We start from the raw sequence: 4,467 nt of genomic DNA, 5'->3' as shown, positions 1-4,467 counted from the left end.
TGCGCTGCTGCAGGGGGACCGCGCATGAGCCAGAAGATCGATATCAAGAACCTGGATTTCAACGACATCGGCAACTGGCCGCAGAAGGCCAAGATCGTCTTCTGCTCGTTGCTGGCGCTGGTCATCATGTTCGTGGCGTGGATGCTGCTGATCAGCGGCAAGCGCGAAGAACTGGCCGGCCTGGAATCGAAGGAAGTCGAGCTGCGCGCCGAGTTCACCAAGCAGCAGGAACGCGCGGTGAACCTGGGGCCGCTGAAGCAGCAGCTGGCGCAGATGGAGCAGGTGCTGCAGCAGATGCTGCGGCAGCTGCCGAGCAAGACCGAAATGCCCGACCTGATCATCGACATCTCGCAGACCGCGCTGTCCAGCGGCCTGACCAACGAGCTGTTCGAGCCGGAGCAGGAGCAGATCAAGGAGTTCTACGCCGAGAAGCCGATCAAGCTGCGCATGGTGGGCAGTTACCACCAGTTCGGCGCATTCGTCAGTGGCGTGGCCTCGTTGCCGCGGGTGGTGATCCTGACCATGCATGACATCAACCTCAAGCCCAAGGAAAAGACCGGCGGCAACGTCCGCAGCGGTGCACTGGAACTGTCCGGTACGGTCAAGACCTACCGTTACCTGGACGAGACCGAAGTGCAGGCGCAGCAGGCGGCCGACGCTGGCAAGGAGGGCAAGAAGTGATGCGCGCGCAGACCGTACGTGGTGCGATGGTGCTGGCTGTACTGCTGCTGGCCGGTTGCGGCCGTGGCGTGACCAGCACGCCCGGCGACGCACCGAACCTTGAGAAGTGGGTGGAAGGCGAGCGCGCGCGACCGGCGCAACCGCTGGAGCCGCTGCCGGTGATGCAGCAGTTCGAGACCTTTGAATACTCCGCGCAGGGCATGCGCGATCCGTTCACCGATGCCTGGACCAATCCGCAGCAGGGGAACGGCGGATTGCGACCGGACCCGAACCGGCGCAAGGAGCCGTTGGAAGGCTTCCCGCTGGATGCGCTGGACATGGTCGGCACCATCGGTACCGGTGCAGGCACCGTGGCGCTGGTGATGGGGCCGGACAAGGTCACCTACCGGGTTCGCCCGGGCGGTTACCTGGGGCAGAGCGACGGGCGGGTCACGGCGGTCTTCGAAGACCGCGTGGAGCTGATCGAACTGGTGCCGGATGGCGCGGGTGGCTGGCTGGAACGGCCGGCAACGCTCTCGCTTGAAGATCAATGATCGTTTACTGGGGATAGCACGATGACCTTTCACCAAGCCAAGGGGCTGCGTCCCATCCGGCGCTCTACCTTGAACCGTGTCAGCGCGCTGGGAGTCGCGCTGATGCTGGCCTGCGCTCCGGCGCTGGCTGCCGCACCGGCGGAAAAACCGGTGGGCGCCACCGTGGCACCGGCCGCTGCGCCGGCAGGCCTGTCGGTGGCCAAGATCGATTTCAAGCGTGGCGATGACGGCGCCGGGCGCCTGATCGTGCAGTTCGACGGGCAGGGCGCGATCCCTGACCTGCGCACGCAGGGCAACAGCGTCGTGGTCGACGTCGGCAATGCCCGACTGCCGGCCAACCTGCAGAAGCCGATGAACGTCACCGACTTCGCCACGCCGGTACAGCGCATCGACGCCAAACCGTCCGGTGCCGGTACCCAGCTGGTGCTGAGCACCGGGGGTGCCGTGGAGTCGCTGGCCTACCAGAGCGGCAATGAGTACGTGGTCGAGATCAGCCCGCGGCAGGCCCCGGCCGCCGTCGGCGCGGTCACCGCCGGCAGCGTCACCCAGGCGGCCAAGGCCGTCGGCCAGCGTGGTTTCACCGGCAAGCCGGTGACCTTCAACTTCCAGGACGTGCCGGTGCGCACCGTGCTGCAGTTGATCGCCGAGGAGTCCAACCTGAACGTGGTTGCGTCCGACTCGGTGCAGGGCAATGTGACCCTGCGCCTGGTCAATGTGCCGTGGGACCAGGCGCTGGACATCGTCCTGCGCGCCAAGGGCCTGGACAAGCGTCGCGATGGCAGCGTGATCTGGGTGGCGCCGCAGGCTGAACTGGCCAAGTTCGAGCAGGAGAAGGAAGACGCGCGCATCGCCATCGAGAACCGCGAAGACCTGCAGACCGACTACATCCAGATCAACTACCACAGCGCCACGCAGATCTTCAAAGCGCTGACCGAGGCCAAGGGCATCGGTGGCAGTGGCGGTGGTGGCAGCGGTGGTGGTTCGGGCAGCTCGTCGCAGGAAGACAGTGGCTTCCTGTCCTCGCGCGGCCGCATCGTGGCCGACGAGCGCACCAACACGCTGATGATCAGCGACATCCCGAAGAAGATCGCGCGCATGCGCGAGCTGATCAACGTGATCGACCGCCCGGTCGACCAGGTGCTGATCGAAAGCCGCATCGTCATCGCCACCGATACCTTCGCCCGCGAACTGGGTGCGAAGTTCGGTGTCAGCGGCAGCCGCGACAACGTGTACTTCAGCGGCAGCCTGGATGCCAACGCCAAGACCCGTGAGTCGCAGGTGACGACCGACCTGGCCAACGCCAAGGCCGAGCGTGACTGGGAAGCCGGTGGCCGGGTCGGCCCGCCGCCGGTGAAGTCCGGCTCGGCGATCACCCGTGGCCTGAACTGGAACCTGCCGGTGGCCGCCGCCAGCAACCCGGGTTCGCTGGCACTGTCGATCCTCAATGCCGGCTACCTGCTGGACGTGGAACTGTCGGCCATGCAGCAGGAATCGCGAGGCGAGGTGATCTCCAACCCGCGCGTGGTCACCACCAACCAGCGCGAAGCGATGATCAAGCAGGGCAAGGAGATCGGTTACGTCACCATCAGCGGTGGTACCGCTGGCGGCGTGGCGACGCCGAACGTGCAGTTCAAGGAAGTGGTGCTGGAGCTGAAGGTCACTCCGACCATCACCAACGACAACCGCGTGTTCCTCAACATGCAGGTGAAGAAGGACGAAGTCGACCAGCTGATCCAGCTGGAGGGCTACGGCACGGTGCCGTCGATCAACCGCCGCGAAGTCAATACCGCGGTGCTGGTCGAGGACGGGCAGACCGTGGTGATCGGTGGTGTCTACGAGTTCACCGATCGCAACAGCATCAGCAAGGTGCCGTTCCTGGGCGACGTGCCGTTCCTGGGCAACCTGTTCAAGAAGCGCGGCCGCAACAAGGACAAGGCCGAACTGCTGGTGTTCGTCACCCCGAAGGTGCTGCGCGTGGCCAAGCAGAACTGAGCCACCGCTCCGAAGTCTTCGAAGAAGGGCCGCCCTGTGCGGCCCTTCCTCGTTTCCGCCGGTAGATCCACGCCATGCGCGGATGCGCTGTTCAGCCGTTCTTGATGCCAATCGCAAGGCACCCTGCGATGATGTCGGGAACCCGTGCCGTCCTGCGCCGGTCAAAGGCCCCCATGAACCTGCCACCGCCGATGCCCGAAACTGTCTCGCCGCCGCCCGCGCCGGCAACCTCCCGCCTGCATGCGGCATTCACCCAGCTGCGCGATGCGTTGTCGACCGAGATCGTCGGCCAGGCGGCCCTGGTCGAACGCCTGCTGATCGCGTTGCTGGCCGACGGCCACCTGCTGGTGGAGGGCGCGCCGGGCCTGGCCAAGACCACGGCGATCCGTGCACTGGCCTCGCGCCTGGAAGCAGACTTTGCCCGCGTGCAGTTCACCCCCGACCTGCTGCCGGCCGACCTCACCGGCACCGAGATCTGGCGCCCTCAGGAGGGCCGCTTCGAGTTCGTGCCTGGCCCGATCTTCCACCCGATCCTGCTGGCCGACGAGATCAACCGTGCGCCGGCCAAGGTGCAGTCGGCGCTGCTGGAAGCCATGGGCGAGCGCCAGGTCACGGTCGGCCGCCATACCTATGCGCTGCCGCCGCTGTTCCTGGTGATGGCCACGCAGAACCCGATCGAGCAGGAAGGCACGTTCCCGCTGCCGGAAGCGCAGCTGGACCGCTTCCTGATGCATGTGCGCATCGGTTACCCGGACCAGGCCGCCGAATCGGAGATCCTGCGGCTGGCCCGTGAGCGTGCCCGTGGTGCATTGGGCGAGGCCGCGCCGGCGCCAGACAAGATGCCGATGCAGGACGTGTTCGACGCCCGCCGCGAAGTGCTGGACCTGCACATGGCACCGGCACTGGAGCGCTACCTGATCGAACTGGTGCTGGCCTCGCGTGATCCATCGCGCTACGACGCCGGCCTCGGCCGCCGCATCGCATGGGGGGCAAGCCCGCGCGGTTCCATCGCACTGGAACGCTGCGCCCGCGCGCGGGCGTGGTTGGCTGGCCGTGACTTCGTCACGCCCGACGACGTGCGCGCGGTCGCCGCCGACGTGCTGCGCCATCGCGTGCTGCCCAGCTATGAAGCCACCGCCGAAGGCTGGGACGGCGAGCGCCTGGTGCAGGAGCTGCTGGCCCGGGTGCCGGCACCCTGAGCCTGCGCATGACCGATCCATCCGTGGAACAGGCACCGTCTGCGCTCGAAGGTGACGGGCTG

Annotated in this window: 4 protein-coding genes; all 4 read left to right on the top strand. The window is 66.6% G+C overall.

Annotation, left to right across the window (positions count from 1 at the left end):
• The first annotated feature begins 24 nt into the window (after positions 1-24).
• Positions 25-681, top strand: coding sequence for a type 4a pilus biogenesis protein PilO (gene pilO / locus N5E02_RS20165; RefSeq protein WP_057493352.1), 657 nt, complete (start codon positions 25-27; stop codon positions 679-681).
• Positions 681-1,214, top strand: coding sequence for a pilus assembly protein PilP (locus N5E02_RS20160; protein ID WP_005418914.1), 534 nt, complete (start codon positions 681-683; stop codon positions 1,212-1,214). Before pilO ends, N5E02_RS20160 begins: the two co-directional genes overlap by 1 nt.
• A gap of 21 nt (positions 1,215-1,235) precedes the next feature.
• Entirely contained in the window at positions 1,236-3,206 is a 1,971-nt protein-coding gene (locus tag N5E02_RS20155; RefSeq protein WP_065185316.1) for a type IV pilus secretin PilQ family protein, read from the top strand.
• A gap of 173 nt (positions 3,207-3,379) precedes the next feature.
• Positions 3,380-4,405 (top strand): MoxR family ATPase, encoded by a 1,026-nt coding sequence (locus N5E02_RS20150; protein ID WP_005418911.1) that lies wholly within the window; start codon positions 3,380-3,382, stop codon positions 4,403-4,405.
• The last annotated feature ends 62 nt before the right edge of the window (positions 4,406-4,467 follow it).

The sequence above is a fragment of the Stenotrophomonas sp. GD03777 genome (assembly GCF_029842485.1).
Lineage (GTDB): Bacteria > Pseudomonadota > Gammaproteobacteria > Xanthomonadales > Xanthomonadaceae > Stenotrophomonas > Stenotrophomonas sepilia.
This window is presented reverse-complemented; position numbering and strand designations above follow the sequence as displayed.

Coding starts and splice junctions, on each gene's coding strand:
- pilO (WP_057493352.1), top strand. CDS start 25: ATGAGCCAGAAGATCGATATCAAGAACCTGGATTTCAACGACATCGGC.
- N5E02_RS20150 (WP_005418911.1), top strand. CDS start 3,380: ATGAACCTGCCACCGCCGATGCCCGAAACTGTCTCGCCGCCGCCCGCG.
- N5E02_RS20160 (WP_005418914.1), top strand. CDS start 681: ATGCGCGCGCAGACCGTACGTGGTGCGATGGTGCTGGCTGTACTGCTG.
- N5E02_RS20155 (WP_065185316.1), top strand. CDS start 1,236: ATGACCTTTCACCAAGCCAAGGGGCTGCGTCCCATCCGGCGCTCTACC.